The organism is Streptacidiphilus sp. PAMC 29251 (assembly GCF_054208735.2).
Window position 1 is genome coordinate 5871102 of record NZ_CM135725.2, and the last position, 26843, is coordinate 5897944.

The 26843-nt window shown below is 68.9% G+C and carries 31 protein-coding genes, 1 tRNA gene and 1 other RNA gene; 29 read left to right on the forward strand and 4 right to left on the reverse strand.

Annotated features, from left to right (window positions below):
• Positions 1-1343: 1343 nt before the first annotated feature.
• Both ACXKR8_RS27895 and ACXKR8_RS27900 read right to left on the reverse strand, forming a co-directional pair.
• Complete coding sequence (locus ACXKR8_RS27895; protein ID WP_458267325.1) at positions 1344-1850, reverse strand: nucleoside deaminase; 507 nt, start codon at positions 1848-1850, stop codon at positions 1344-1346.
• A gap of 1 nt (position 1851) precedes the next feature.
• On the reverse strand, positions 1852-2715 hold the full coding sequence (locus ACXKR8_RS27900) for a GntR family transcriptional regulator (protein WP_458267326.1): 864 nt from the start codon (positions 2713-2715) through the stop codon (positions 1852-1854).
• A gap of 543 nt (positions 2716-3258) precedes the next feature.
• Here ACXKR8_RS27900 and ACXKR8_RS27905 point away from each other — a divergent pair.
• The 16 genes from ACXKR8_RS27905 to ACXKR8_RS27980 all read left to right on the forward strand — a co-directional run bounded on the left by ACXKR8_RS27905 (position 3259) and on the right by ACXKR8_RS27980 (position 14779).
• Complete coding sequence (locus ACXKR8_RS27905) at positions 3259-3588, forward strand: hypothetical protein (protein ID WP_458267327.1); 330 nt, start codon at positions 3259-3261, stop codon at positions 3586-3588.
• The gene (locus ACXKR8_RS27910; RefSeq protein ID WP_458267328.1) at positions 3585-3839 is read left to right on the forward strand and encodes a hypothetical protein; all 255 of its coding nucleotides are present in this window, start codon (positions 3585-3587) and stop codon (positions 3837-3839) included. Before ACXKR8_RS27905 ends, ACXKR8_RS27910 begins: the two co-directional genes overlap by 4 nt.
• Positions 3836-4666: a DUF2637 domain-containing protein gene (locus ACXKR8_RS27915; RefSeq protein ID WP_458267329.1), complete on the forward strand. Its 831-nt coding sequence runs from the start codon at positions 3836-3838 to the stop codon at positions 4664-4666. Before ACXKR8_RS27910 ends, ACXKR8_RS27915 begins: the two co-directional genes overlap by 4 nt.
• Entirely contained in the window at positions 4663-5031 is a 369-nt protein-coding gene (locus tag ACXKR8_RS27920) for an RRQRL motif-containing zinc-binding protein (protein ID WP_458267330.1), read from the forward strand. Before ACXKR8_RS27915 ends, ACXKR8_RS27920 begins: the two co-directional genes overlap by 4 nt.
• Positions 5032-5132: 101 nt before the next feature.
• Entirely contained in the window at positions 5133-5369 is a 237-nt protein-coding gene (locus ACXKR8_RS27925; RefSeq protein WP_458267331.1) for a hypothetical protein, read from the forward strand.
• Positions 5370-5466: 97 nt separating this feature from the next.
• Complete coding sequence (locus ACXKR8_RS27930; RefSeq protein WP_458267332.1) at positions 5467-7680, forward strand: cell division protein FtsK; 2214 nt, start codon at positions 5467-5469, stop codon at positions 7678-7680.
• 150 nt (positions 7681-7830) lie between these two features.
• Positions 7831-8073, forward strand: coding sequence for a hypothetical protein (locus ACXKR8_RS27935; RefSeq protein ID WP_458267333.1), 243 nt, complete (start codon positions 7831-7833; stop codon positions 8071-8073).
• Positions 8074-8148: 75 nt separating this feature from the next.
• Positions 8149-8337, forward strand: coding sequence for a hypothetical protein (locus ACXKR8_RS27940; protein ID WP_458267334.1), 189 nt, complete (start codon positions 8149-8151; stop codon positions 8335-8337).
• Between the two features lie 19 nt (positions 8338-8356).
• Positions 8357-8959, forward strand: coding sequence for a hypothetical protein (locus ACXKR8_RS27945; protein WP_458267335.1), 603 nt, complete (start codon positions 8357-8359; stop codon positions 8957-8959).
• Positions 8956-9720 (forward strand): DNA cytosine methyltransferase, encoded by a 765-nt coding sequence (locus ACXKR8_RS27950; protein ID WP_458267336.1) that lies wholly within the window; start codon positions 8956-8958, stop codon positions 9718-9720. The genes ACXKR8_RS27945 and ACXKR8_RS27950 overlap by 4 nt, the downstream gene beginning before the upstream one ends.
• Before the next feature lie 4 nt (positions 9721-9724).
• Positions 9725-10015, forward strand: a complete 291-nt coding sequence (locus tag ACXKR8_RS27955; RefSeq protein WP_458267337.1) for a hypothetical protein — start codon at positions 9725-9727, stop codon at positions 10013-10015.
• A gap of 53 nt (positions 10016-10068) precedes the next feature.
• Positions 10069-10569, forward strand: coding sequence for a single-stranded DNA-binding protein (locus ACXKR8_RS27960; RefSeq protein ID WP_458267338.1), 501 nt, complete (start codon positions 10069-10071; stop codon positions 10567-10569).
• A gap of 64 nt (positions 10570-10633) precedes the next feature.
• On the forward strand, positions 10634-11527 hold the full coding sequence (locus ACXKR8_RS27965) for a bifunctional DNA primase/polymerase (RefSeq protein WP_458267339.1): 894 nt from the start codon (positions 10634-10636) through the stop codon (positions 11525-11527).
• Between the two features lie 204 nt (positions 11528-11731).
• On the forward strand, positions 11732-12982 hold the full coding sequence (locus tag ACXKR8_RS27970; RefSeq protein ID WP_458267340.1) for a DUF3631 domain-containing protein: 1251 nt from the start codon (positions 11732-11734) through the stop codon (positions 12980-12982).
• A 193-nt stretch (positions 12983-13175) separates the two neighbouring features.
• Positions 13176-13409, forward strand: a complete 234-nt coding sequence (locus ACXKR8_RS27975) for an excisionase family DNA-binding protein (RefSeq protein ID WP_458267341.1) — start codon at positions 13176-13178, stop codon at positions 13407-13409.
• Positions 13410-13495: 86 nt separating this feature from the next.
• Positions 13496-14779, forward strand: coding sequence for a tyrosine-type recombinase/integrase (locus ACXKR8_RS27980; protein ID WP_458267342.1), 1284 nt, complete (start codon positions 13496-13498; stop codon positions 14777-14779).
• A 50-nt stretch (positions 14780-14829) separates the two neighbouring features.
• On the opposite strand, the gene ACXKR8_RS27985 is transcribed toward ACXKR8_RS27980, so the two are convergent.
• Positions 14830-14914: transfer RNA gene (locus tag ACXKR8_RS27985), tRNA-Ser, on the reverse strand.
• A gap of 129 nt (positions 14915-15043) precedes the next feature.
• Between ACXKR8_RS27985 and ffs the strand changes: the two genes are divergently transcribed.
• The 8 genes from ffs (at position 15044) to ACXKR8_RS28025 (ending at position 23456) form a co-directional block, all read left to right on the forward strand.
• Positions 15044-15142: signal recognition particle sRNA small type (ffs, locus tag ACXKR8_RS27990), an RNA gene on the forward strand.
• A 45-nt stretch (positions 15143-15187) separates the two neighbouring features.
• On the forward strand, positions 15188-17569 hold the full coding sequence (locus tag ACXKR8_RS27995) for a DNA polymerase III subunit gamma and tau (RefSeq protein WP_458267343.1): 2382 nt from the start codon (positions 15188-15190) through the stop codon (positions 17567-17569).
• Between the two features lie 203 nt (positions 17570-17772).
• Complete coding sequence (locus ACXKR8_RS28000) at positions 17773-18114, forward strand: YbaB/EbfC family nucleoid-associated protein (RefSeq protein WP_458267344.1); 342 nt, start codon at positions 17773-17775, stop codon at positions 18112-18114.
• Between the two features lie 317 nt (positions 18115-18431).
• Complete coding sequence (gene recR, locus ACXKR8_RS28005; RefSeq protein ID WP_458267345.1) at positions 18432-19031, forward strand: recombination mediator RecR; 600 nt, start codon at positions 18432-18434, stop codon at positions 19029-19031.
• Complete coding sequence (locus ACXKR8_RS28010; RefSeq protein WP_458267346.1) at positions 19024-19716, forward strand: DUF5063 domain-containing protein; 693 nt, start codon at positions 19024-19026, stop codon at positions 19714-19716. Before recR ends, ACXKR8_RS28010 begins: the two co-directional genes overlap by 8 nt.
• Positions 19717-19894: 178 nt before the next feature.
• Positions 19895-21163: an aspartate kinase gene (locus ACXKR8_RS28015; protein ID WP_458267347.1), complete on the forward strand. Its 1269-nt coding sequence runs from the start codon at positions 19895-19897 to the stop codon at positions 21161-21163.
• A gap of 338 nt (positions 21164-21501) precedes the next feature.
• Entirely contained in the window at positions 21502-22083 is a 582-nt protein-coding gene (locus ACXKR8_RS28020) for a SigE family RNA polymerase sigma factor (RefSeq protein ID WP_458267348.1), read from the forward strand.
• Positions 22080-23456, forward strand: coding sequence for a DUF4232 domain-containing protein (locus tag ACXKR8_RS28025; protein ID WP_458267349.1), 1377 nt, complete (start codon positions 22080-22082; stop codon positions 23454-23456). The genes ACXKR8_RS28020 and ACXKR8_RS28025 overlap by 4 nt, the downstream gene beginning before the upstream one ends.
• A gap of 370 nt (positions 23457-23826) precedes the next feature.
• On the opposite strand, the gene ACXKR8_RS28030 is transcribed toward ACXKR8_RS28025, so the two are convergent.
• Complete coding sequence (locus ACXKR8_RS28030) at positions 23827-24105, reverse strand: hypothetical protein (protein ID WP_458267350.1); 279 nt, start codon at positions 24103-24105, stop codon at positions 23827-23829.
• A gap of 180 nt (positions 24106-24285) precedes the next feature.
• Here ACXKR8_RS28030 and ACXKR8_RS28035 point away from each other — a divergent pair, with 180 nt between their 5' ends.
• The 5 genes from ACXKR8_RS28035 to ACXKR8_RS28055 are packed head-to-tail and all read left to right on the forward strand — an operon-like array spanning position 24286 to position 26808.
• A complete protein-coding gene (locus ACXKR8_RS28035; protein ID WP_458267351.1) occupies positions 24286-24891 on the forward strand; it encodes a hypothetical protein in 606 nt (201 codons plus the stop codon).
• 36 nt (positions 24892-24927) lie between these two features.
• Positions 24928-25638: an RNA polymerase sigma factor gene (locus ACXKR8_RS28040; RefSeq protein ID WP_458267352.1), complete on the forward strand. Its 711-nt coding sequence runs from the start codon at positions 24928-24930 to the stop codon at positions 25636-25638.
• Positions 25635-26003: a hypothetical protein gene (locus ACXKR8_RS28045; protein ID WP_458267353.1), complete on the forward strand. Its 369-nt coding sequence runs from the start codon at positions 25635-25637 to the stop codon at positions 26001-26003. The genes ACXKR8_RS28040 and ACXKR8_RS28045 overlap by 4 nt, the downstream gene beginning before the upstream one ends.
• On the forward strand, positions 26000-26152 hold the full coding sequence (locus tag ACXKR8_RS28050) for a hypothetical protein (protein WP_458267354.1): 153 nt from the start codon (positions 26000-26002) through the stop codon (positions 26150-26152). The genes ACXKR8_RS28045 and ACXKR8_RS28050 overlap by 4 nt, the downstream gene beginning before the upstream one ends.
• Complete coding sequence (locus tag ACXKR8_RS28055) at positions 26152-26808, forward strand: helix-turn-helix domain-containing protein (RefSeq protein ID WP_458267355.1); 657 nt, start codon at positions 26152-26154, stop codon at positions 26806-26808. The genes ACXKR8_RS28050 and ACXKR8_RS28055 overlap by 1 nt, the downstream gene beginning before the upstream one ends.
• Positions 26809-26843: the final 35 nt, after the last annotated feature.

Consider the following 26843-nt stretch of genomic DNA (forward strand, 5'->3'; position numbering starts at 1 on the left):
TGATCGGCTACACCACTTGGCGGGACGCCATCTCACCATGCCGCCGTGGGTTGTCGCTGCCATCCTGGGCGATGCGCCGGCCGAGACCCAAGTATGTTTGTCCGGCCCAACCCTACGGTCGCTGAGAGGCTCAAGGCCGTCCCACCTGCTCTTTTCCGGATCGACCAAGGAATGAACCGGGCGAAAATCGAGACGGATACTCAACCGCATGGGCGCCGTCAGCCTAGCCCGGACATGCGGCAACCGTTTCCCATCGTGGCAGATTTGAAGACCAAAGCATTTAACCCCCAACGACCCTTCGGCCTGTGGAGAGGGGATAGATGCGCCAGGCAACGTCGAGCCAGCCATGCTGGTCCACGGCTGGCCCACACGATCCGGCAGAGCAGACGACAGACGGCATGCCACCTGCTCAGGGCAGAATAGGAACGTGAAAATTGATCTCGGTGACCTCCCAACCTGGCTGACCGCCCTAGCCACTGGCGCTGCCTGGTGGGCAGCCCTGACCGCGCTGCGTCGTGAACGCGCGGTGCGCACGAAGTTTGAAAAGGGAACCCGAGTTCGGGAAGACCGAGAGCAGGCCGTTAAGTTGTCGGCCTGGTACGGGGGCCTCTCTGGCGGTGAGAACGCCAGCTCTCTGTCCTTGCTCAACCGTTCTGACACTCCGGTATACAACGTGGTAGCGACGATGGTATTCGCCCAAGGTGCCGCACCGCACCGCGGGGAAGACTTCAAGGGGTTGGACCTACCTAACCATCAGATCTGTCTGACGGCTCTTCCACCGGGCGTGTGGAGCGTCCCTGCCCCGGAGGGATGGGGCGGCATGCAGCGCAGACCAGCTGCCGAAATCGCCTTCACTGACACTGCCGGACTGCACTGGGTGCGACGGTGGGATGGCGAGTTGCAAAGGTTGCCAGCGAAACCATTCGACCACTTTGAGATCCCCCGGCCCATCGACCTACGGACACCCGAACCCATCATTGTTAGTGACCATCCGACGAGGTGACCTCTTGATCCTTAGGGTGCATTCCTCCCAATCCTTGGGATGATAAGCACCATATGCGCAGCCCTGATCGGGCCCTGAAGCGAATCTTTCCATGTGCTGTGCCCACCCCGTATCGGCCACGTGCACCCCTGTTGTTGTCAGCCGTTGTTGTCACGCTGCCCCACTGTCCGCACCACCAATCAGGGCCGGTCAGGGGCGTTCGCGCGGCAGCTCAGACAGGGGGCGTGTGCAACGGTGAACGGCGGCGACCGTTAGCGCGCTGGACAAAGACCAGGACAACGAACTGAGCTGAACGAGACGGGGAAGCGAGGCCATCCGCCTACACCATCAGCATCACCATCTACAGCTTGGGCTCCACCTCGAACGGCAGGCCGGCAGCCCATGAGGCCAGGACATCAGCAGCCCGGCTCCGCAAGTCACCCTCCACGGAGATCCCGTGCAACTGCCGGCGCTCTGCGGGATAGGTGAGTTCACGGTAAAGCTGGAGGTCTTCAAACCCATTGACCGCAACGTCATAGCTCGTTGCTCCGAAAATCAGACGCGGCAGGCGTGCCCAGTAGCAGGCCATTAGGCACATTGGGCATGGTTCGCTACTGCTGTACATAACGCCATCTTCGAAGAGATGTTTCTGCTTTGCGGCACCTGCATTTCGCAATGCCATAACCTCGGCATGGGCAGTCGGATCGCATAGCTCCACAACGCTACTCGTTCCTTCGCCGATAATCTCACCACTTACTACGACGATTGCCCCAAAGGGAGTCTTGCCCTCGTCTTCCAGGGAATGACGAGAGAGGTCAATCGCGTATTGCAGGAAAGATTCATCTTCCTTGCTGAGATTTTCTGACACGTCAGTCTCCTTGGAGGTCATACCCAGACTGCTTCCCCGAACTGCGTCGCTTACGCCACCGCTTGAGGGGCGTGACGAATCGTAGTTCCGTTCTGTCTGCGGGGTAGTCTGCGTCCGACACCTCGGCCACTCGACCATCCGAATCAAGCGAGATTCGGCGGCATAGGAGAAGTGGCACCCCCTCCGACAGTCCCCAGAGCTGCGCTTCGACCGTGGTTGGCATCCGACCAGTAACCTCATCCACAATGGATTCGATTTCGATACCGACAGTCGAGAGCTGATGCATAGTTCCACCGGGCCAAGGTTCATTCTTTTCGTCGAGTAGCGCCGGGTTGGCCTCAATCAGAGAGGTCTGCATGTACGAAATACTTGACGACAGAAGGTGTCCGGTGCGGACGTCCGTCGACTCGTAACGGCGCCGCAGCATGGGCTCACCTTCGGAGATCCCGAATACTTTAGCAATTTCTGCGTCAGCTGCAATTACGTCGTATTTGGATGTGAAAGACTGATCGCCTATTGACATGCCTAGGTTTGTCTCGGCCTCGCCAACCGCTGCCCTGTCACTCTCGGGGAGACGCGCCAGATCCTTCTCTGCCTGGTGCCTCTCGGAGGAGCGGATGACCCGACTGGGCGGGACGCGGACGATGGGTGCTTTCCCCCGGCCGGCCGTGATCAGCCCCTGGGCCTTAAGTAGGCCAACTGCGCTACGAGCGGAGTTCATTGAGGTTGACCAGCGCTGACACAGCGCTGCGAGCGTTGGAAGCGAGTCTCCTGGCCTCAGATCGCCGCGCTCGATCTGCATGCGGATGTCATCTGCGATCCGGAGCTGGATGGGTGGCTGCACTGACGTGGGTTGAGGCTCCATGGCACCAGTCTCTCAGGATGCGGGTTTGCGGGCAAACCCCTTGCGTTCGACTGCAGGGCTCGTTAGTCTCATTCTCAGTTCGCAGGTTTGCCCACAAACCCGCAAACTTGATTCATGAGGGCCTTCTTTGGGCTGCTCAGCACACCTAAACAACTCAAGAGCGTGATCCACCACCGTAGTCCGGACGTGTCGTGCCCGCCGGGGTGAGTGGAGACCAGTCGGCAGAGAAAGGGCTCACGCCCTGACACCTCGGACCGCCCTTAAGACGGTGGTTCGTACATGGGACACGCAGCCGACTCAAAAGAACGGCGCTGGTCAGGGTGGCTGCGACGACCTCCGGGAGGGGTTCTCTCCGGAACAAGCAGGCCACCAGCGCCCATACGAGACCCACCCAGCGCGCCCCCGGAGCAGTCCGGCACCCGCATCACGGCGGAGGTGCGCACGCACCTCCGTATCTGCTCGACCCACTACTACGGCTGCGGCCCCGGTGCTCGAACACCGGGGCCGCTCAGGGCCGTTCCCACTTGGAAGGACGCACGACCCATGCGAAACATCGTTGCAGGCCATGAGGCCGCTGACGAGGGCGAGTTCGCAGAACTCGCCCTCGGTATCGACACCGAACTGTTCACCGGCCCCTCCGGTGGGGAGTCAGACCTTGAGCGGGCCGCCCGCCTAGCCGCCGCCAGCGACATCCTGGAGGACCTGCGCCGCACTGCCCCGGACCTGGCCGACCACGCCGATGGGCTCCTGGGGGCAGCCAACCCCGGCCGGTTCATCGAGGTCGCCTACCCGGACGTGGCCGCCCTGCTCGCCAGCAGGCCGCGTTCCGGCAAGGTCGGCAGGACCCGCCTGCTGGGGCAGGTGGCGGCATGAGTATCGCCCCGGAGCGCCTGGCCGCGATCCGCCTGATGCCGGACGACGAGTTCGCCGGCTCTTGCGAGCTGAACGACGCGGTTGAGGACCTGCTTGGCGAGGTGGACAACCTGCGCAGCGCAGTTCGCGCGCTGGCCGTCCTGCTGCGCGGCACCTGCGAGACCCTCGAATTGGGAGGCCGGCCGAACCTGGTCAACTTCCGCTTTGCCGCCCTGGCGGCCGACGCGATCGCGGGGGGTGATCGGGGATGAACCGCAGTCCGAAGATCCTGCTTGTCCTGGCGCTGGCCGCGGTGGTCGGTATGGCGTTCCGGGTGTCGTGGAACGCGCTGCACGACGTGGCACGGGCTATTGGAGCCGACCCGACTGCCGCGCTGTTGTACCCGGTGGTCGTGGACGGGTTGATGGCGCTGGCTTTGGTGGCCGCGCTGGTATTGCCGGATACCGCGGTGAAGTCGCCGCGGAAGTTCGCTCAGTTCGTGCTGGCCGCCTACACCGCCGCCTCGCTGGTCCTGAACTACGACCACGGATTGGTGGCCGCGATCCAGTCGGGCCACCGGGTCCAGCTGGCCGACTGGTCGCCGGCCAACTGGGCGTTGATGCTGCTGGCAACGTCGCTTCCGGTCGGGTCGATCGCGTTCGGTGCGGACCTGGTGGCCAAGGTGCTGCATCACCAGCCGGACACCGACCAGACGGCACAGACCATTACAAAAGGGTCGGTGTCTGACCTGGAACAGTCGGCCGACCCCACTGCGCTGACGTCGGTCTATGTGACACCCGCCCTGCCGCCGGTCGCACCCGCGTCGGCCGTCCCGGCGGTCGGTCCCGCCCCGGTGCCGGTGTCGGTTCCCGCGGTGGTCAGTCGGCCGCGGCGGGCAACCGGCTCCGTGCCGACTGCTGCCAAGAACAGGCGTCCTTCCCGTAGTGCTGCGGAGCTGCTGAGCGAGGCCCGGTTGGCGACCGTGACGTGGTCGGATGCCGAGCTGACGGCCGACCGCATCCGGGCTGCCGTGCACACCAGCTCCGTCAATGCCCGGACGCTGCGGGACGCGCTGCGCGCTGAGCGCGAGACTCCGTGAGGTTCTACGACCCCACCGGCAAGCGCTTCGGCGGCACCCCGACTTACCCGTACCACCTGGCGCCCGAGGGCCTGGCCACGCGCCGCCAACTGCGGGCCCGAGGTTTGCGGCCGGCGGGTCAGCCGGTGGCCGCTCAGCTCATGTGGTTCTCCCGCCTGACCGCTGGCCCGCGGGTGGCCTACCTGTACCGAATCGACTTGGCCCGTCCGGTGCGCGCGATGACGCCGGCCAAAGCCACGGCTCTAGCGGCGGCCATGCTCGCGCGCCGCACCTGCCCGACCTGCCGCACCGACGCCGGATACGTCATCCCCACCTCGCTGGGGTGCTGCGTTCCGTGCGCCGAACCGCAGGCCAGGGCCGCCTGAACGAACAGCGCCACCGGTCACCGTGACCACTGACCCGCGCCGTCCTTCCGTCCCCATGGCACCACGCGCCGCACAAGCGGCCTGACCTCAAGGAAACGCACATGAGCACCCCGACCAGCACCAGCACCGGCCAGCTGACCGGCACCGTCTACCACTGGGTGATGACCGTGCAGACCGGCAACGGCATGCAGGCCACCTACGACGGCACCACCCAGCCCCTGGCCCCCGGCACCACCCGCACCGCCTACTACAAGGCCGTACGCGAACACCTGGCCACCGAGGTCGGCACCGACCGGTTCACAGTGCTGTTCTTCGCCATGGACCGCGACGCCCTGTAGCGCTGCCGCCGGGGCACGTCACCGCCTGCCAGCAAACGCCGTGCCCCGGCACCCCATCCCGCACATCCCGAAGGACGCACAAGAGAAGGAACCCCAAGTGAATCACCCCTCGAACGGGGGCGACCCGGAGCGCGAGTTGTTCGCGCGCCTGGAAGCCGACCTGAACACCTCCGACGGGGAGGTGCTGGACCTGGACAAGGCCCGCACCGCCCGCGACGGTGACCCCGCCGCCGCGCTCTCCCTCGCTGATCCCGCGCTGGGTTCGGTGTACCTGACCGAGCAGGAGGAGGGCGAGGCACCGGCGTTGGTGCCGGCGGACCCGCCGAACCTGCCCAAGCCTGGGATCACCCTGGAGAAGCGCCGCCCGATCGTGCCCGCCTGGTTGCGGACCCGCACCGAGTTCACCACCGCCGCCGCCCACACCGCATCCCGCATGGGGTACGCGACCGCGTTCCACACCCTGCGCACCCCCTACTACGGGATCCGCCTGGCCGGCACCGCCCCCCGCGGCGCCGTGCGGTTCCTGTCCGCCACCAACAAGTGGGTGTGGGACCTGGAAGGCGCCCCGCTGCGTGCCGCTGCGGTCCGGTCGGAGGACGCGGGCGAGTACATGACCCTGACCCGCGCCCGTGACCGGCATGTGCGGTGGCGTGGCCTGGTCACCACCGTGGCCGCGGTCTTCGGGATCGGCCTGGCGCTGACGCTGTACGTCATGGCGCCCGGTTTCCTGCTCGCGTTCGCCGGCGCCGCGGTCCTCGCGTTGGGCATGGCCGGCCAGGCCGCGGACAAGCCCATCATCGGACCCGCGGTCCTGCGCACCGAGCTGGAGAAGCTGACCACCTCGATCGTGCTGCGCGCCCTGGGCGCGATCGGCAACGACAAAATCAACAAGGCCCTGGCCAAGGGTGGCGAGGGCATCAAGTTCACCTCCGAGATCACCCGCGACGGACCCGGCTACCGCGCCGAGCTGGACCTCCCCTACGGCGCCACCCCCGACGAGATCATGGAGAAGCGCAAGGCGCTGGCCTCCGGGCTGCGCCGCAAGCTGGGGTGCGTGTGGCCGGCCCCCAACCCCGACTCCCACGAGGGCGCGTTGGTGCTGTGGGTGGGGGACCGGCCCATGAACGAGACCAAGAAGCCGCCGTGGGCGCTGCTGAACGAGGGGCAGGTGGACCTGTTCAAGCCCGTGGTGTTCGGCAACGACCAGCGCATGGCACCGGTCACCGTCACCTTGATGTTCGCCTCCGTGGTCGTCGGGTCGATCCCGCGCATGGGAAAGACGTTCCTGATGCGGGTGCTGCTGCTGATCGGGGCGCTGGACCCGCGGGCGGAACTGCACGCGTTCGAGTTCAAGGGCACCGGCGACTTCGCCCCACTGGAACCGGTCTGCCACCGCTACCGCTCCGGGGAGGAGGAGGAGGACATCAAGTACGTCCGTGACTCCCTGCTGGAGCTGGGCAAGGAACTGACGCGCCGCGCGAAGGTCATCAAGACCCTGCCCAGCGCGCTCTGCCCGGACCGCAAGGTCACCCCGGCACTGGCGGACGACAAGAAGCTGGGCCTGCACCCGATCATGGTGGCGCTGGACGAGTGCCAGAAGGCATTCGAGCACCCCACCTACGGGGCGGAGATCGAAGCGATCTGCGAGGACATCACCAAGCGAGGCCCCGCGCTGGGCATCATCGGGATGTTCGGCACCCAGCGCCCGGACGCCAAATCCCTGCCCACCGGCATCAGCGCCAACGCCGTGCTGCGGTTCTGCCTCAAGGTCATGGGCAACATCGCCAACGACATGGTGCTCGGGACGTCGATGTACAAGGCCGGCTACCGGGCCACGATGTTCTCCCGCTCGGACAAGGGCATCGCGTGGATGGCGGGCGAGGGCGATGACCCGCGCATCGTGTGCGCGGCCCTGGTCGACGGCCCGGCCTCGGACACCGTGGTGGCCCGTGCCCGCGTCATGCGCGAGAAGTACGGCAACGTCACCGGCCACGCCGCGGGCCACGCCCCCGCGGCCGACACCACCCCGGCCCATGACCTGCTCGCCGACGTCGCGGCGGTGGTACCGGTCGATGAGGACAAGGTGTGGAACGAGAAGATCGCACTGCGTCTGGCGGACCTGCGCCCGGAGGTCTACGGCGGGTGGAAGGCCGAGACCGTGACCGCCAACCTCAAGCCGCTGGGCATCACCGCCCAGGACGTGTGGGGCACCCCGACCGGTGGCGGCAAGGGCACCACCCGCCGCGGCATCGCCCGCGCCGACGTCGTCACCGCGATGACGGAGCGTAAGCGGGACAAGCCCGAAGCCTGACCGGAACCGGTGCTAGGCCTAGCAACCGCCCCTGCTAGACCTAGCACCCTTCCTAGCAACCCAAACCCGCCCTGGCCTGCCACCTCGCACCTAGCAGCCCATCAGCGCAAACCCCGGAAAACCCCTGTTCGAGCCCTTGGGAGATACCCCGTGCTCGCTGCCCTCGCCTGCCTACTGGTCATCACTCTCGGTTACAGCGCACTGTGTGCGGCCTCGCCGTTCGGCCGCTGCCGCAAGTGCAACGGACTCGGCTTCGCCACCCGCACCGACCGGCGCGGACGGGTCAAGCGCGGCAAGGACTGCCGCCGCTGCCGCACCACCGGCTACCGGATCCGCATCGGCCGGCACCTGTTCAACCTCGCCGCAGCCCTGCACCGCGAGGGCACCCGCTGACCGCACCACCACCCGCACCACCGACCGCGCTGCCGGGGCACGCCGTGCCCCGGCAGCCACCCGGAAGGACCCGCCGTGCTCATCACCCTGTCCCTCGCGTTCGTCACCGGCGCCATCACGGTGGCCCTGATCTGGTCCAAGAAAGTCGGCATCGGAAGCGGCCTGTTCGTGTGGCTGTCCGGCTTCACCCTGGCCGGCACCGGCATGGGCGTGCCCGTCACCCACTTCCTGGCCGCCATGGTCACCGCCATCGCCCACCACTGAGCAGAAGGGAACCACCGCCATGCCGACCCGCGAACCCCTGTCCCTGCTCGACCTCACCCCCAAGACCCTCCCCGCCCTGACCACCAGCACCGTGCTGATCCTGGCCCGAATCTGGTCCGCCAACGGCGCGCACCACAGCGTGGGCGATGCCGCGCTGATGACCACCCTGGCCCTGGGATCGGCCGTGGCAGGTGGCATGACCACCGGCCGCCGCGAGGACCCCACCTCCACCATCGCGTTCACCGCCGCCGGCACCCTGGCCCTGGCGGGGGTGGCCGCCTACGCCACGGGGTGGGCCCTACCGTTGCTGCTCTGGTCGGTGGCCACGGTCCTGGCCTACGTTCTGTCGGCGAAGCACTGGCGCACCGACCGCCGCGAAACCCTTGCATTCGAGCGCACCACCACGGTTCGCCATGAGGACCACCGGCACGTGGAGACCGTGGAGGCGATGCGGGCCCGCGCACAGATCGAGGTGGCCCAGTCCGCCGGCGCGTACGCGGCAGCCCTGGAACGGGCCCTGGCCGCCCGAGCCGCTCTCCCCGGCTTCAGTCCGGCTGCCATCAGCGCCGCAGGGCTGCCCGCCCTGCCCGCTCGTGACTCCGGGGCGGGGGAGGCGGCATGAGGGGCCTTTTCGAGCGCGGGCCCGCGTCCTGGCTGCCCGCGCGCCCGTGGAACGGGCTCACCGTGCTGGACGCGTTCTGCTGCGACGGTGGTGCGGGCATGGGCTACTACCTGGCCGGGTTCGACGTCTACGGGATCGACAAGGACCCCCACCCCGCCTACCCGTTCGCGTTCGTGCAGGGCGACGCCATCGCGTTCATCACCGAGCACGGGTACCGCTTCGACCTCAACCACGGCTCCCCGCCCTGTCAGGGCGAAGGAGCACCGACCAAGGGCAGCAACGCCGCCCGCAACCTCGCCACGGGCCGCCACCACCCGCGCCTGATCACCCCCACCCGCAATGCCCTGCGCACCACCGGCCGGCCCTCGGTCATGGAGAACGTCCCCGGCTCCACCGTGCGCAAGGACATCACCCTGTGCGGGGAGATGTTCCACCTCGGAGTACTCCAACACCGCTACTTCGAGCTTGCGGGCTGGACCATGCCGCAGCCGGTCCACCTCAAGCACCGGGGCCGGGTGCGCGGGTGGCGGCACGGAGAAGTCTTCGAGGGCCCGTACGTGGCCGCCTACGGCAACGGCGGAGGCAAAGCCACCGTGCCCGAGATGCAGACCGCCAAGGGCATCGACTGGACCGCCGATCATCTCGCGCTGCGCGAGGCCATCCCACCCGCCTACACCCACCTGATCGGACAGCACGCCGCCGCGCACCTCAACGCCCCATCCACCGGGCTGCCCGCAGGACGCAACCAAGCGGCGGCTTGAGGCGATGACCACCCATCCCCGCGCCATCCGCTGGCCCCACGCGAGCCCGGACATGATGCCCAGCCTCCAATGGCCCGGCATCCGCATCTACGCCCCCACCTGGCGCGAAGCACCACCCCCCGAAGCCGACTACGTATGCAAGTGCGGACGCTCGGAAACCGCCAAAGGCCAAGCCGCCTGCCTCGCGCTGATCCAACGGTTCCACACCGACCACGACGCCCACATGAACTCCACCTACGCCGAAATCCACGCCCTGCACATGGCCGCGCGTCCCCCGCTGACCAGGGCCGCGTGACCGCCACCGCACCCCCCGCGCGCCATCGCCAATCCTCAAGGGAGCACCCCAGCATGTCCACCGGAGAGACCCCGATCACCATCGTCGGCAACCTGACCGCCGACCCCGAGCTGACGTTCACCCCCGGCGGTGCCGCGTGGGCGCGTTTCGTCGTCGCCTCCACCCCGCGCAGCTTCGACAAGACCACCAACCAGTGGACGGACGGCACGGGCATGTTCCTGCGCTGCTCCGCCTGGCGCGACCTGGCCGAACACGTCGCCGAGTCCCTGACCAAGGGCACCCGCGTCATCGTCACCGGCCGGCTGCGGCAGAACGACTGGACCACCCCCGAGGGTGACAAGCGCTCCGCCCTGGTGATCGAGGTGGACGAGATCGGCCCCTCGCTGCGCTTCGCCAACGCCACCATCACCCGCGCCCAGCGCAACGGCTCCAGCGGGCCCGCAGCGGCCCCTGCGGAGGACCCGTGGGCCAGCAGTGCCCCCGTGCCGCAGAACCCCGCCCACGCCGCCACTGGTGCCTCTGGCGGTGGCTTCAGCGACGAACCCCCTTTCTAGGAAAGGCAGTTGGGTACCCCGGCCATTCTGGCGGGGGTGCCCGAATCGTTCCCGAGGGAGACAGATGACCCCGAACGAGTTCCTTCTTAGCGCCGCCCTGGCCGCCGCCTGGCACGGGTGGCCCGTGTTCCCGCTGCGACCGGGCACCAAGCGCCCCGCCCTGCACGGAGCCGACCACTGCCCCGGCACCGAACCCTGCACCACCGGCCACCGCAAGTGGGAGCAGCGCGCCACCCTGGACCCGGAGTTGATCCGGTCCACCTGGCAGCGGGCCCCGTACAACATCGGGGTGGCCACCGGCCCCGCGGGACTGCTGGTGGTGGACCTGGACAAGCCCAAGGGCAACAGCAGTGCGGACATGCCTGACGGCATGACGACCTTCAAGGCGCTCTGCGAGCGCGCCGGACACGAGGTGCCCATCACGCGCCGCGTGCGGACCGCCGGAGGCGGGTGGCACCTGTACTTCACCGCCCCCACCGGGGCGAGGTTGGGCAACACCGCCGGCACCCTGGCCCCGCTGGTGGACACCCGAGGATGGGGCGGGTACGTCGTCGGCGCGGGCAGCATCGTCAACGACCAGCCGTACGACATGAACCACCTACTCGACCCCGCTCCACTGCCCCGCTGGCTGCTCCAGGCCCTCACCCCCGCCCCCGCGCCGCGCCGCCACGCCGTGCTGCCGAGCAGCCGTTCGGGGTCCGGGTACGCGGACGCAGCCCTGCGCAACGAGACATTGAACGTCGCCAGGTCACCCGAGGGCACCCGCAACGCCGCCCTGACCCGTGCCGCGCGGGCCCTGGGCAGGTTCGTCGCCACCGGCACCCTGGCACGTGCCGCGGTCGAAGACGCTCTTAAGGCAGCGGGCGAGTGCGCCGGCCTACTGCCGCGCGAGATCGACCCGGTGATCACCAGCGCCCTGAACTGGTCCATCGCCCACAACAGCACCCGCGCCGCCTGACGCCCCCGCCTTAAGAGCCATCAGGGTGCCCCGGTACGACTCTGCCCCGCCGGACCGACCGGCCACCGCACCACCCTGCGGCGCTGTTCAAGTCGTCGGCCGCAGGCCGCCCTCTTCGCCCTTCACCTCAGCAAACACACCTGCTCGGGGCCGTCCACAGCCTGTGGACAGTCCTGAACGCATCACCTATCAGGAGGAATGCGGATGACTGCCCCCGCCAACTCGCCCACCCCGCCCCCACTGGACGGGGCCGCGCTGCTCGATGAGATCGAGCAGTTCCACCGCCGCTTCAACGTCTTCCCCTCGCAGGCCGCCTATGTGGCCGTTGTCCTGTGGGACGCCCACGCCCACCTGCTCGACGCGTTCGAGTCCACCCCGCGCCTGGCGTTCCTGTCCCCGGAACCGGGAAGCGGGAAGACGCGGGCCCTGGAGGTGGTGGAGATGCTGGTACCCCGGCCGATGACCACCACCGACGCCAGCCACTCCGCCCTGTTCCGCTCCCTGTCCGGCGGGGAGGGACGCCCCACCATCCTGTTCGACGAGATCGACACGATCTTCGGCCCCAAGGCCGCGGGCAACGAGGAACTGCGCGGCCTGATCAACGCCGGCCACCGCCGCACCGGAGGCATCTACCGGTGCGTTGGAGACGGCTCGAACCAGCAGGTCCAGAAGTTCCCCGTCTACGCCGCCATGGCCGTAGGCGGACTGGGCTACCTGCCGGACACCATCATGAGCCGCACCGTGGTCATCCGGATGCGCCGCCGGGCCCCCAACGAGAAGGTGGAGGCGTTCCGGCAGCGCATCCACGAACCGCAGGGCCATGAGCTGCGCGAGCGGATCGCCGCTTGGGCCGACACCGTGCGCGAGCGCATCGACGGGGCGTTCCCCGAGATGCCCGAGGGGGTCAACGATCGTCCCGCCGACGTCTGGGAACCCCTGCTCGCGGTGGCGGACATCGTGGGCGGAACCTGGCCGCAGCGGGCCCGCGCCGCCTGCGTCGAACTGATCACCGCAGCCAAGGCGAACGACAAGGGCTCTGCCGGCATCCGGCTGCTGTCCGACCTGCGGGAGGTCTTCGGCGCCGCCGACCGCCTGCCCACCGCCGTCATTGTCGAGCGGCTGACGGCCATGGAGGACGCCCCTTGGGTCGATGTCGATGGCCGGCCGCTGACCACCCGGATCCTGGCGAAGATCCTGAGCGACTACGTCACCGCCGACAACGAGCCCATTAAACCCCGCAACATCAAGTTCAACGGCGTCGGGGCCAAGGGCTACTACGCGGGCGACCTCACGGACGCCTGGGCACGGTACTGCCCTGCCCTGTCCCAGACATCCGCTACTGCCGCTACTGCCGTAACCGGGCAGGTCAGAGCCCTCTTCCCGGTAGCGGATAAGACCCCGGTAGCGGATGACTATCCGCTACCGACCCCCGACCAGGCCGCCGGCCCGGCCTAGACGAGAGAGCTGCCGCCGCCCCTGGGTAGCGGCAGCTATCCGCTACCGCACACCTATCCGCTACTTCGATCATGCCCCTGAGCTGCACGGTTACGGCAGTAGCGGCAGTAGCGGATCCCTGGGAAGGGGGGACACCCCAACCCACCCGAACACCACCCACCAAGCGAACGCTTCACACCTGGGGAGAAGCCGCATGTCCACCGCAACCCCGCCCTTGCCGCAGGCCATGACCGCAGACGATTTGACGTTGATCCTCCTCACCGTTGAGGAGGCTGCGCGCCGTCTTCAGATCGGCCGTACCACGTGCTTCGCGCTCATCCGCACCGGAGAGCTGGAGTCCATCCCGGTTGGACGCCTCCGTCGCGTCCCCGCCGACGCGCCGGCGGCGTACGTCGCTCGCCAGAGGGCGACTCAGCGCGCCGCCTGATGGCATCTCGGGGCGGTGGCACTCCCGAATCAGGGAGCGGCACCGCCCCGCCTCCTGTTCCGAAATGCAGAAAGGACGGTATTCCCTTGCCAGAGAAGAAGAGGGGCACCCGCCGGGCCAACGGCGAATCCGCGATCTACCTTGGCCAAGACGGCCGTTGGCACGCTCGCGTGCCCATGGGTTTTAAGGACAACGGGGAGCCGTACCGCCGACATCTCACGCGCAAGACGCGCGCAGAGTTGGTGGCGGAGGTCAAGAAACTGGAGAAGCAGCGCGACACGGGTTCGGCGCGTCAGCCCGGAAAGCAGTGGACTGTGGGGAAGTGGCTTGAGCACTGGGTTGAGAACATTGCCAAGCCGACGGTCAGTGAGAACACCTATGACGGCTACGAAGTCGCTGTTCGCGTTCACCTCGTTCCTGGCATTGGCAAGCACCGTCTTGACCGCTTGGAGCCCGAGCATCTGGAGAGCCTGTATCGCCGGATGCAGGCGAATGGAGCGCGCAAGGCTGGTACCGCCCATCAGGCTCACCGCACAGCCCGAACTGCCCTGGGGGAGGCGCTGCGGCGCGGCCATGTGGCGAAGAATGCTGCCTCGCTGGCGAAGCCCCCACGAATGGAGGAGGACGAGTCGGAGGTTGAGCCCTACTCCGTGGACGAGATCCAGTGCCTCTTGCTGGAAGCCAATAAGCGCCGGAACAGCGCTCGTTGGATGTTGGCGTTGGCGCTCGGGCTGCGGCAGGGCGAGACGCTCGGGCTTCGCTGGATTGATGTCGATCTGGACAACGAGTACCTGAAGCTGCGCCGGAACCGTTTGCGCCCGCGGTATGAGCACGGCTGCCCGGAAACCGCACCGTGCGGCCGGAAGGCGGGGTACTGCCCGGCCAGGAATCAGGTCCGGCGCGAGACAAAGAACACCAAGTCCCGAGCAGGCCGGCGGGCCGTTCCTCTGCCGGGCCCGCTGGTCTTGATGCTCCGAGCGCATGCCGAGACGCAGGCGCGCGAGCGGAAGGCGGCCGGAAACCTGTGGATCGAGTCGGAGTATGTCTTCACCAAGCCCCTGGGCGGCCCCCTGAGCCCGAACACGGACTACCACGATTGGAAGCGGCTGCTGGTAGACGCGGGGGTTCGAGAGGGGCGGCTCCATGACGCCAGGCACACGGCAGCAACGGTCCTCATGCTGCTAGGAGTTCCGGCTCGTGTCATCGACCAGATCATGGGATGGGAGCCAGGAACCTCCGCGAGCATGCGGGCCCGGTACCTCCACGTGCCGGACGCCATGCTCAAGGAGGTGGCTCAGAAGATCGCCGTAGCGATCTGGGGGGCGTCCGATACCGCCCCTGTGGACAAAAACCAGGACAACGCTGCCTGAGGAAGCGCAGAGGCCCTGCACCGGTGAACCGGTGCAGGGCCTCTGACCTGCGGAGGATACGAGATTCGAACTCGTGAGGGGTTGCCCCCAACACGCTTTCCAAGCGTGCGCCCTAGGCCACTAGGCGAATCCTCCGTGGGAGAGCTTACTAGACGTTTGGGGGTGCTCGCGAACACGTTCTGGTCGGGCTGACCTGGGGGTCGTCGGGGAGGGGGGTTGGGGGTGGGGTGGTCACGGGGGCGCTGGGGATCCGCTACGCTGTTCCCCAGCCCCTCGTGTGGCGCTATCTCGCTGAACTCCCCCAGGGCCGGAAGGCAGCAAGGGTAAGTGGGCTCTGGCGGGTGCACGGGGGGTCCTGTCGTTTCCAGGGGCCCCCTCTTGTCAGTGGGGACCGTTAGGGTCAGTGACGTGTCGCTCGCTCTCTATCGCCGCTATCGCCCCGAGACCTACGCCGAGGTCATCGGTCAGGAGCACGTCACCGGTCCGCTCCAGCAGGCGCTGCGCAACAACCGGGTCAACCACGCGTACCTGTTCAGCGGGCCGCGCGGGTGTGGAAAGACGACCAGCGCCCGCATCCTCGCCCGCTGCCTCAACTGTGAGCAGGGGCCGACACCGACGCCCTGCGGGGTGTGCCAGTCCTGCCGGGATCTCGCGCGCGGCGGGCCTGGGTCGATCGACGTGATCGAGATCGACGCCGCCTCGCACGGTGGTGTCGACGACACCCGTGACCTGCGGGAGAAGGCGTTCTTCGCGCCGGCCTCCAGCCGCTACAAGATCTACATCATCGACGAGGCCCACATGGTCTCGACGGCGGGCTTCAATGCCCTGCTGAAGGTGGTGGAGGAGCCCCCGGAGCACCTCAAGTTCATCTTCGCGACCACGGAGCCCGAGAAGGTCATCGGGACGATCCGCTCCAGGACCCACCATTACCCCTTCCGACTCGTTCCGCCCGGGGCTCTGCGCGACTACCTGGCCGATGTCTGCGGCCGGGAGGACATCCAGGTCGAGGACAGCGTCTATCCGCTGGTCGTCCGGGCTGGTGCGGGGTCCGTCCGTGACTCCATGTCGGTGATGGACCAGCTGCTGGCCGGGGCGGACGAGGGCGGTGTGACATACGCCATGGCGACCTCGCTGCTCGGCTACACCGATGCCGGGCTGCTGGACGAGGTCGTGGACGCCTTCGCCGCGCAGGACGGCGCGACCGTCTTCGGCATCGTGGACCGGGTCATCGAAGGCGGGCACGACCCGCGCCGCTTTGTCGCCGACCTACTGGAACGGCTGCGTGACCTGGTCATTCTGTCGGCGGTGCCGGACGCGGGGGAGAAGGGCATCATTGACGCCCCCGCCGACCGGATCGCCCTCATGGAGCAGCAGGCCGCGAAGTTCGGCCCGGCCGAGCTGAGCCGCGCTGCCGACATCGTCAACACCGGGCTGACCGAGATGCGGGGGGCGACCTCGCCCCGGCTGCAGCTGGAACTGATCTGCGCACGGGTGATGCTGCCCGGCGCGTACGACGACGAGCGCTCGACGCAGGCGCGGCTGGACCGGCTGGAGCGGCGTTCCTCCTTCGAGGGAGGGGCGGCTCCGGCCCAGGCCGCGCCGATGTCGATGCCTGCCTCTGTGTCTCCTTCCATGCCGGGGAGCGGGGTGATGCCGGTGGTCGAGGCACCGCCGGTGCAGTATCACCAGCCGTTGCAGCAGCAGGCCTCCGCGCCGCCGTCCGCGCCCGTCGTCGTACCCGCGCCTGCTCCGTCGCAGGCGCCTGCGGTGCAGGCGGGAGCCCCTCGGGGGGCCTGGCCGGTGCCGCGGAGTTTCGCACCGGGGGGTCAGGACAGCCAGGCAGGCCCGGGCGGTGTAGAGGCCGAGGGTGCTTCGCAGGTACAGCAAGGACAGCAGGTGCAGCAAGGGCAGCAGGGGGCGGCTCCGGCTGCCGCGCCTGCTCCCGTGGCGGCTCCTGTCGCGCCGCCGCAGCAGCACTCGCCGCAGCAGTCACCGGCGCAGCAGCAGGGCGGTGGCGGCGGGGTCGGACAGGTGCGGCAGATGTGGCCGCAGGTGCTCGAAGCGGTGAAGGGCCGGCGCCGGGTCACCTGGATGCTGGTGCAGCAGGCTCAGGTCGCGGGGTTCGACGGGAGCACGCTCCAGTTGTCCTTCGAGCACGCGGGCAGCCGGGACGGCTTTGTCAACGGCGGCCATGAGGAGGTCCTGAAGCAGGCGCTGCAGGACGCCTTCGGCGTGTCCTGGCGGATCGACTGCGTGGTCGACACCGCGGGGGGACGGTCCGCGGGGCAAGGCCAGAGCCAAGGGCAGGGTCAGGTTCAGGGCGCGGGTCAGGTTTATGGCCAGGGCGGCCAAGGCCAGGGGCCAGGTCAGGGCCCGTCGCAAGGCCCTGGTCCGGGCTACGGTCAGGGTCAGCCGTCGACCGCACCGCAGTTCGGGTCACCGCAGCAGCAGCAGCCGCAGCAGCAGCCGGCCCAGCAGCAACAGCAGTACCACCAGCAGCCACCCCCGCAGCCTCCGGCCCAGTCCCAGCAGTCCCAGCAGTCCCAACAGTGGGAGCAGCCCGCCACGACGACGGCGCCTGGCGCGCCGCCCGTGCCGCCGCAGTCGGCCCAGGCGACCCAGCCGTCGGCTCCGCCGGTCGTCCAGGACCGGCCTCCGATGTCGCCCGACGACGAGACCATTCCGGAGGAGGAGGCCGGCGGGTACGGCCAGGGCATGGTCACCGGGCCCGAGCTGATCATGCGGGAGCTGGGCGCGACAGTGATCGAGGAGATCAACCACGAGCGTTGACGCCGGAGCGTCTGGCGCGGCTGGCGCGCAACGGCGGCGGGCTGTGCGCGAGACAACGTAGGCTCAGCGCGAGGCGTCCGTACGACCCGGTGCGGACGACGCAGTATGACGCAGCACGACCCGGTACCGACGACGGTGGCTACAGCAGCACCGACGGCGGAACCGGGGCAGGACGACGGCAGAACCTCAGACAGGAGCGAACCATGTTCCCCGGTGGTGGACAGCCCGACATGCAGGCCCTGCTGCAGCAGGCCCAGCAGATGCAGCAGCAGCTTGCCCGTACTCAGGCGGAGCTGGCCGAGACGACGGTGCAGGGAACGGCCGGCGGCGGCCTGGTGCAGGCGACGGTGAGTGGGACGGGCGAGCTCAGGGGCCTGGTCATCGACCCCAAGGCGGTCGATCCGGACGATACCGAGACCCTCGCCGACCTGGTCCTCGCCGCGGTGCGGGACGCCACTTCCGCCGCGCAGAAGCTTGCCGCGGAGCGTCTCGGACCGCTGGCGCAGGGCCTCGGCGGTGGCGGGATCCCCGGTCTGCCGTTCTGACGAGGGTCGAAAGACTCTCCGCGGGATCGCAGCACCGAGGCACTCCTTCCCCAGGCTTCCGTGCGCCCCGGCGTGCAGGAGCGGGGTATGTCGGGAGGCTTTGGCAGAGGCCGCGGCCAGAGGATGATGGCAGTCGCGGGCCGACCTGCAGCACTGGCCGGATGCCATCCGACGGACGTCATCCGACGGACAGCAACCAGGCAGAACGCCAAAGAACGCCAATGGACGCCGGGCACGACCTGAGAACGCCAGGCACCACTCGAGAACAAACAAGGCACCACCCGAGAACGCCAGACCAGAAGGGCAGGAGCGGAAGCGTGTACGAGGGCGTGGTCCAGGACCTCATCGACGAGTTGGGCAGGCTGCCCGGCGTCGGTCCCAAGAGCGCGCAGCGGATCGCCTTCCACATCCTGCAGTCCGACCCGGTCGACGTCCGCCGGCTGGCGAGCGCGTTGAACGAGGTCAAGGACAAGGTCCGGTTCTGCGCGGTCTGCGGGAACGTTTCCGAGTCCGAGCGCTGCCGGGTCTGTCTGGACACCCGCCGCGATCCGACGGTGATCTGCGTCGTCGAGGAGCCCAAGGACGTGGTGGCGGTCGAGCGGACCCGTGAGTTCCGGGGCCGCTACCACGTGCTCGGCGGTGCGATCAGTCCGATCGACGGTGTCGGCCCCGACGACCTGCGGATCAGGGAGCTGATGACCCGTCTCGCCGACGGTGTCGTCACCGAGCTGATCCTGGCCACCGACCCCAATCTGGAGGGGGAGGCGACCGCAACCTACCTGGCCCGGCTGCTCAAGCCGATGGGCCTTCGAGTGACCCGCCTGGCCAGTGGCCTGCCGGTCGGGGGAGATCTGGAGTACGCCGACGAGGTCACCCTCGGACGTGCCTTCGAAGGGAGACGACTTCTTGATGTCTGATACCACTACGGACAGCAGCACCGCCCTCGGCACCAAAGCCGCCGGAGCCGCAGCCCACCGCCCGGAGGAGCCGGACGACTTCGCGGTGCAGATCGCGGACTCGGTGAACAGCTTCGTGCTGTCCGTCCACGAGATCGCCAAGGGCGACGAGCCCGGCAGCGCTATCTCCCTCCTGCTGCTCGAGGTCTCGCAGGTGCTGCTGACCGGCGGCCGGCTCGGCGCGATCGACGATGTGCTGCCCGACGACCGCTACGAGCCGGACACCGGTCCGGACGCCGACGAGGACGAGCTGCGCCAGCGGCTGGCCGAGCTGCTCGCGCCGATCGACGTCTACCACGAGGTCTTCGACCCGTACGGCCCGGCGGACAAGCCGGTCCCGTGCCGGATCTCGGACGACGTGTCCGGTGTGGTGACGGACCTGGAGCACGGTCTGGTGCACTACCGGGCCGGCCGGGTCTCCGAGGCGCTGTGGTGGTGGCAGTTCTCCTACCTGGCCAACTGGGGTTCCACCACGACCGCGGTGCTGCGCGCGCTGCACTCGCTGGTCGCCCACGTCCGCCTGGACAGCCCGATCGGCGCACCGGCCGACGGCGCGGACACCGACGACGACGGGTTGACGGACGAGCAGCTGGAACAGCAGGCGGGCGAGTTGATGGCCTCCGAGCTGGGTATTCAAGGGCTTTAGCCGGGTTCCGGCCAGGCATCCGAGGGCTTTGGCAGCCCAGGGGCGGCGGGGACCGGAAATTCCGCGGTGATCTCGACTGGTGAGCATCAAATCCCACCATTCGGAATGCCCTGGGGTCTTCCGGCGCGCTCGTTAGACTGGGCCGACCGCACAACCAGGTACAGAACGAGGAGCGCACGTGGGCCTTGTCGTGCAGAAGTACGGCGGCTCCTCCGTCGCTGATGCCGAGGGCATCAAGCGCGTCGCCAGGCGAATCGTCGACACCAAGAAGGCCGGCCATGAGGTCGTCGTCGTGGTGTCAGCGATGGGTGACACGACGGACGAGCTCATCGATCTCGCGGAGCAGGTGTCACCTTTCCCTGCGGGCCGCGAGCTCGACATGCTGCTGACCTCCGGGGAGCGCATCTCCATGGCCCTGCTGGCGATGGCGATCAAATCCCTGGGCCACGAGGCCCAGTCGTTCACCGGGAGCCAGGCCGGGGTCATCACCGACTCGGTCCACAACAAGGCGCGCATCATCGATGTGACGCCCGGTCGGATCCGTACCGCCCTGGACCAGGGCAATATCGCGATCGTGGCCGGCTTCCAGGGGGTGTCCCTGGACAGCAAGGACATCACCACCCTGGGCCGGGGCGGCTCGGACACCACCGCGGTCGCGCTGGCTGCCGCGCTGCACGCCGAGGTCTGCGAGATCTACACCGACGTGGACGGCGTATACACCGCCGACCCGCGGGTAGTGAAGAAGGCGCAGAAGATCGACGAGATCGGCTACGAGGACATGCTCGAGCTGGCCTCGTCCGGTTCGAAGGTGCTGCTCGCCCGCTGCGTCGAGTACGCCCGGCGCTACAACATGCCCATCCATGTACGGTCGTCCTTTTCCGGACACGTCGGGACCTGGGTCCGCAACAAGCCCGAAGGGGGCGAAATGGAGCACGCCATCATCTCCGGGGTCGCCCACGACACGTCGGAGGCCAAGGTCACCGTCGTCGGCGTCCCTGACAAGCCGGGCGAGGCGGCGCGGATCTTCCGGGCCATCGCCGACGCCGAGGTCAACATCGACATGGTGGTCCAGAACGTGTCCGCCGCGGCGACCGGTCTGACCGACATCTCCTTCACCGCTCCCAAGACCGACGGCCGCAAGGCCATCGAGGCGCTGGAGCGGGCGCAGGGCGGGATCGGCTTCGAGTCGCTCCGCTACGACGACCAGATCGGCAAGATCTCGCTGGTCGGCGCCGGTATGCGGTCCAACCCCGGGGTCACCGCGACCTTCTTCGAGGCGCTGTCCGACGCCGGCGTCAACATCGAGCTGATCTCCACCTCGGAGATCCGCATCTCGGTGGTGACCCGCGCCGACGACGTCAACGAGGCGGTCCGCGCGGTGCACTCGGCCTTCGGCCTGGACAGCGCGACCGACGAGGCCGTGGTCTACGGCGGCAGCGGACGCTGACGAGGCCCTCGCCGCGAGCTCTCCAAGAGCTTCGCTGAGACCTCTTCGCTGAGACCTGGAGCCCACCCGTGCCGACCGGCGCGGGTGGGCTTTGTGGAAGTCCTAGGGATTTCGGTGACGCGGGTAGCCTCGCCCCTTACCTTAGGGGAGCGTTAAGGGCTGCCCTCGGGGGCGTCAACGGCTGCGCGGGCGAGCAGGGGAGGGCGACGGATGAGTAGCGGGCATGACAACTGCTCCGCGATTCCGTACAACCTTCGCCCGGAGTCGCTCGTCAAACCTGTGTGGCGACAGTTGTGGCAGAGCGTTGGGGACGTTGGGCAGTACCAGGGGGTGGTCTCATGACCGCGCCCTTTCCGAACGTGCGCCGTGGCGTCGACCATGTGAACGACCGGATCGAGGCCGCCACGGCGGTGAGCGCCGCCGTCGAGGGCACCAGCGTCGACCAGCTCACCGAGACCTACCAGGCCCACTACCGCTCGCTGCTCGGGCTGGCCGCGTTGCTCCTGGACGACAACGCCTCCTGTGAGGACGTGGTGCAGGAGGCCTTCATCCGGGTGCACGCCGCCCGGCGCCGGGTCCGCGACCCCGAGAAGACCCTGGCCTACCTGCGGCAGACCGTCGTCAACCTGTCCCGTTCGACCCTGCGCCGCCGGATCATGGGCCTGCGGCTGCTGCCCAAGCCGATGCCGGACATGGCCAGCGCAGAGGAGGGCGCGTACGACGCCCTGGAGCGGGACCATCTGCGCCGCTCGCTGCGCGGGCTGCAGCGGCGCCAGCGCGAGGTGCTGGTGCTGCGCTACCTCGCGGACATGACGGAGGCCCAGGTCGCCGACAGTCTCGGGATCTCGATCGGATCAGTCAAGGCATACGGTTCGCGGGGCCTCGCGGCGCTGCGGATCGCCATGGAGAGCACCTCATGAACGGCGAGGAACTGCCCCGCGAACCCCGAGCCGCGGTCAGGGTGGTCCGGCCTGGCGGCAGCGCGGGCAGGGCAGGCGGCGTCCCGCAGGCTCCGCCGATGCCGGTGGCCCCGCCGACCTCGCTCCCGCCCTGGTTCGACCGCGCGACGAGTGGTTCCGGACCGGGGAACGGGACAGGACACGGATCAGGGCACGGGACGGGCGACGGAACCGGGCCCGGGGCGGAGCACGGATCAGGGCAGGACTCAGGGCACTCCGGGCACGACTCCGGGCACGGGAACGAACCCGAGGTCGGACCCGGCGCCGACCTCACCCCCGAGCAGCGCGAGGTGCGCGACCTGCTGCACCGCGCTGTCGGCGAGCTGGCCCCGATGCCCGGCGCGCTGGAGCAGATCCGCCGGGCCGTCCCCCGGCGCCGCCAGCGCAGGAGACGGGTCCTCGGATCAGTCGTCGCCACGGTCTTCCTCTGCTCCCTCGGCACCATCGCCCTGCACTCGGCCGGAATGTCCATCAACTCCGCCGACGGCCCGCAGAGCAGCCAGCAGTACGGCGACGCGGCGAGCAACGGGCCCAGCCACGGTGCGCACGTCAGTGCGGGCGCCTCGCTGGCCCCGGCCGGTCCTGGCCGGGTGCTCCCGGGCGTCGGCAGCTCCTTCGCCGGCGGGGACAGCACCAACGGCCACAACTCCGCGACGGTGCTGCCGGGGGCGTCCGGCGTGCTGCAGCCGAACCCCTCCCTCTCCCGGCCCGCCGCCGGCAGCTCGGTCTCCGCGGGGGCCTCCGGGGGATCGGCCCACGGTTCGACCGGGCCGGTCGCCGAGTGCGTCCGCGGCCAGCTGGGCAACGGCGCCGACACGGTAGGTTCGCCCGACGCGGCCGGGGTGGTCTACGGCACCTTCCAGGTCAGCAATGTCTCCGGGAGCACCTGCCGAGTCTCGACGCCCGGCGCGGTGGCGGTACTGGCGGTGTCCGGGACCGACAAGTCCTGGATCTCGGTGGCACAGCACACCGCGGGGGATCCCGCCGGGGGGCTTCCGGCGCCTGCCGCCAAGCCCGCGCCGGTGGTCCTCGCGCCGGGGGACTCCTACCTGGTCGAGTTCGCCTGGGTGCCGGCCTCCGGTACGGGCACCCCCAGCTGCACCGCCTCCTCGGCGTCCGGCAGCAGCGCCTCGGCCGCGCCCGGCAGCGACGACACCACCCAGGGCTCGGTCTCCGCAGGCGCCGACACCGGCGCCCCGAGCGGGGCCGGCAGCACGCCCACGGTCACCCTGGGCCACACCCCTGGCGCGGGCGGGACGGCGGCGGCCAGCGCGGTGATCGGCAACGCCTGCGCGGGCACGGTCTACCGCACGAGCCCGCTCCCGGCCCGCTGACCGGGGGGCCCTCAGCGGGGAAGCTCTGTGCGGGGGAGCCCTCACCGCTGACTGGAAGCCCGCAGCGGGGAAGCCCTCAGCGGGGATCTTCAGCCGGTGGTCCGCAGCCGAGGGCCCCCGCCGGTCCGATCCCGGACCCCGTTGCGGGTGTCCAAGGCAGGCTGGCTACCGTGGTCGTGTGTACCTGCTGGCTTTCTGATCAGCCATGATGAGCTCTATCGGGCTTTGACCAGCGGGAATGCCTTCCCCTGGCTTCCCCTCGATTCCCCCGGTTTCCCCGTTTCAAAGCTCCCCAGAGACTCCCCAACTCCCCAGAGACTCCCCAGGATTCCCCCCAGGTCCCCATGGGATTAGGGCTTCCCGTCTGCGGCTATCCCTGGAGCTTGGCGTCTGCTTGGGATGAATCTGCACCGCTGGTGCGGGGCCGGCCGCCCTTACGCGCGCGCCGCTCTGCCAACTCTCGCTCCGCCTGGTCAAGGTCGGCGAGATCCCGCTCGTCACCGAAGTGCTTGATGTCCGCCCGGACATGATCGAGAAGCAGTGCTGATCGGTCCGAAGTCAGCCGTTCTGCCACGCGCCCGTAGGCCTCCCACATGATCCGGGGCACACGGAACTGCGCGCTGTGCGTGTGGTCGGTCTTGTCCGCCATGTCACTCCCTCGGTGTACCTACAGGGATTCTGACAGAAAGGCTTGCGTCCGTACATGGTTGGCGTTAATGTGTCCGTACAAGGTTAACCGCGCCGGTTAGCCAGAACGGCCCCCGCTCGGTGCTACCAACACCGGACGGAGGCCTGACCGACCACCTGCCGTAACAGGGAGTCAGCTGTGTTGGATCTTCTCACGCCCCGCCGTGCCCGCTCCATCTCCGCCAGCAAGTTCATCGCCCGGACCGCGTCCCGGGTCTCCGCCGTAGTCGCCGAGCTTCGCGGCCCCGTGGTGCAGCAGACCACGCAGGTCGACGCCGAGCCCGTCGAGGACCCGACGGACCTGTTCACCGCGGACGACATGCCGGCCGTCGACCTGGTCGAGGCCGCCGCCCGTGAGTTCCACCGGGCCGCCGACCAGGCCCGCCGCGCCGACCGCGGCAAGCGCGCCGCGAAGAAAATCCTCGACCGGCTGCCCGCCGGGACGTACGGCGCATGGCTGGTCGAGCGGATCCCGTCGACCCGGCAGACCGCCGACCTCGACGCCATCCGGGCGATCTTCAAGGCCAACGGGCTCGGCCCGGTGCCGATGAAGACCTCGGCACCGTCGCTGAAGGTCAAGGCCGTCGTTGTGGCACCCGAGACCGGCGTGTGTGCCACCTGTGACCGTGCCTGGGACGTGTCGGACCTTGGCGAGGACGGCAACGGCGACGCGCAGTGCACCGACTGCGCCAGTGTTTCCGCCGGTCTGGACGACCGCGCCGAGCACCGCGCCTACGCCTCCCGCTGACCTGCCCCGAACTTTCACCCGAAAGGACGGGCCGTCATGCCCTCCAGCACACTCACGCACGCCCTCACCCGCGCCGAGCCGGCCCCCGGCGAGACCTACACCGGCACCCCGGAGCAGATCCTGGCCCAGGTCATGCAGGCCAACGGGCGCCGCATCACGGCGTTCATCGCGTTTCGCCTGCCGCACCTGGACTGGCAGCTCGCCGAGGACCTCGCCCAGGAAGTGTTCCTGCACCTGTGGCGCTGGCAGATCACCCGCGGCATCACCCTCGACGACCGGGTGTACGGGCTGCTGTGCTGCACCGCACGGCAGGCCATGGCCCAGCACTTCCGCACGAAGCGGAACGGCGAGAGGGCCGTCGACTTCACCGACCCGGCCCTGAAGCCCGTCACGGCCGCGCCGCAGGACACCCCGCACCTGGCCCGGCTGTACGACGAGCTGGAGGCCGCGAAGGGCGCCCTGGTGCCGCTGGCGGAGGCGTACCGGGTGGTGCGCCGTCAGATCCGTGACGCCAAGAGCGCCCTGCGGTTCGCCGCCCTGCCCGCCACCGTCGAACGCTGCAGCAACGGCCTCGCCGAGCTGGCCGCCACCGAGCAGGCCGTTGTCGACGCCCTCCAGGCCGGCGCGGACCTGGTCGCCGCGTATCGCCGGGCCTTCGACAGTGCCGCCGCCACCCTCGGCAACGCCGACTCCGACCCGGACATGGACGAGGCTCTGCGCCGTGTCCGTCAGGGGGCCGGGCGATGATCGAGCCGTCCGCGCACATCAGCGCCGCCGCCCTGCACCTGCTGCTCGCCACCCACCCCGAGGTCGACGAGCTGCCGTTCGGCTGGCGGATCGAACTGGACGCGACGATCTACCCGTTCATCACCGTCGCCCATGACCGGGGCGAGGAGTCGCTCCGGCTGCTGGCCGCCGCCCTGGAGCTCGAGGTCGAGGCTCACGACTACGACTCGGCGCAGCACGGCCCCATGCAGTCGCTCCGTGCCGAAGGCCGCTGGGGTGGTGCGGAGTGGCAGTGCATCGCCTACGTGAAGGCCGCCCTGCACGTCACCGAGTCCCCCGCGGGCACTGTCCCGGTGCCGGCCGCCGAGGCGGGGGTGTGGCAGTGAGGATCCGCCTGACCGGCCTGGAGTCGGAGATCGCCCTCGGGCTGGTCCGGCTCCGCCAGGCCTTCGACGACCTGACCGACATCACCGACCCCTACCCGTCCGACGAGCAGCCCGACGTGCTCTGTGTCGACCTGGAGGTGTCGTTCTAGTGGCCGCCACCAGTGTGATCCGCATCGGTGCCCGCTTCGGCCGCTGGACTGTCATAGGCGAGCCGTTCTCCGCAGCCCCGCAGCCGAACGGCAAGCGGGCCCGCAAGGTCATGGTCCGCTGCGACTGCGGCACCCAGAAGGCCATCCACATCGCAGGACTGGACGGCAAGACACGCTCCTGCGGGTGCCTGAGCACCGAGCTCACGATCGCGCGGAACACCAAACACGGCCTGCACCACCGGCCCGAGTACAAGACCTGGTCGTCGATGAAGGCGCGCTGCAGCAACCCCAACACGAAGCAGTGGATGGACTACGGCGGTCGCGGCATCCGCGTGTGCGACCGCTGGCTCGGCTCCTTCGAGGCGTTCCTTGCCGATGTCGGCCCGAAGCCATCACCCAGGCACTCGATCGATCGCATCGACCCGAACGGCAACTACGAGCCCGGGAACGTCCGGTGGGCCACCTCCCGCGAGCAGGCCCGTAACCAGCGCACGACCCAGCTCGACGCGCAGAAAGTCGGTCAGATCAAGCGGCTACTGCTCCTTGGCGAGCTCGATCAAGGTCAGATCGCCGCGCAGTTCGGCATCAAGCGCGCCCACGTCAGCAACATCAAGACCGGCCGGGTGTGGCCGGACGTAGAGCCTGCAACACCCTGACCCGACCTTCCCCGCGCCCGTCGGTGCGGCGGAAG